Here is a 1,310-nt window from a genome sequence, read left to right as displayed (position 1 = left end):
GCATGGTGCTCGGCAATCAACTTGTCGCCTTGCCAGAAAAACTCGGTGGTCTTGCCCTCCACGGTCTTGCTGATGCGCCGCCCGAATGGGTCATAGCGGTAACTGGCGGTTTCGCCGTTGGGCTTCGTCACGCTGATCAGCCGATGCTGGCAGTCGTAGCGGTATTCAGTGATGAGCTGATGACCCTTGCCGCGTCGTTCGCGGATCAGGTTGCCGAAGGCGTCGTAGTCGTAGTGGCGGTCACCCTGGATCACCAGGCGGTTCGCCGCGACGATGTCCGGGCCGGGGCGGTCTTGCATGAGCAGGTTGCCGGCCGGGTTGTGGGCGAAGCGTTCCTGCACGTCCTGCGAATGATCGGCGCGGGTCAGGCGGGCGAGGGGGTCGTAGTGGTAGCGGTGTTCGCCTTTGCGGGTGTCGAGCAGGCGGGTGAGGTTGCCGCTTTTGTCGTAGTCGTATTGGCGCTGGTAGCGGTGGTTTTGTTGTTGCGTCACCGCGTGGGCGTGCAGGCGGTTTTGGTCGTCGTAGTGGTAGTGGCTGAGCAACTGGCCTTGTTGGCGTTGGTGTTCACGACCGGCGCGAAAGAGGTGTGAGGTGAGCACTTCGCCGTTGAGCTCGACGGTGGCGAGGTGGCCGCCTTTGTCGTGGTTGAAGGTGAGGCGATTGTTGTCGGGCAGGCGCAGTTTTTGTAATTGGCCGCAGGCGTCGTAGCCGTAGCGCAAGGTGCCCCAGCCTTGGTGTTCGGCGGTGAGGCGGTTTTGGCGGTCGTACTCGTAGGCCAGGGCCCAGTGGCCGTCTTCGACGCTGAGGAGGTTGCCTTGGCGGTCGTAGGCATAATCGACCAGGCTGCCATCGGGCAGGGTTTTTCGGACAAGACGCCCGGCGTGGTCGCGCTCGTAGCGGGTAATGAGCTGACTGCCGTCGTCGCCGTATTCGGTCTTTTCCTGCAGGTTGCCATTGAGGTCGTAGGCGTAGGCGGTGCGCTGGCCGTCGAAGCCGGTTTCCTGTTGGATCAGGCCGCTGGGGTAGTAGTCGAGCTGGTAGGTTTCGCCGACTTCGTTTTCGATCTCGGTCAGCAACAGCCGGGCGTTGTCGTAGCGGTACTTGACCTGGGTGCCGTCGGCATTGAGGCGGCGGCTGATCAGGTGCAGGCCGTCGGAGTATTCGTAGCGGGTGACGTGGCCGAGTTCATCGCGCTCGGCGATGATTTTGCCGTAGGGGTTGTAGCTGAATTCCCGAGTGGCGCCGCCGGGCTGGGTCAGTTTCAGCAGACGTCCTACGGCGTCCCATTCATAAAGAGCCTGCGCGCCATG

1 pseudogene is annotated in these 1,310 nt (G+C 62.5%); it reads right to left on the bottom strand.

Features of this window, described 5'->3' with window-relative positions:
- A pseudogene (locus TU73_RS27830) lies at positions 1-1,310 on the bottom strand (RHS repeat protein); the annotation flags it as partial.

Source organism: Pseudomonas libanensis, from assembly GCF_001439685.1.
Lineage (GTDB): Bacteria > Pseudomonadota > Gammaproteobacteria > Pseudomonadales > Pseudomonadaceae > Aquipseudomonas > Aquipseudomonas libanensis.
This window is presented reverse-complemented; position numbering and strand designations above follow the sequence as displayed.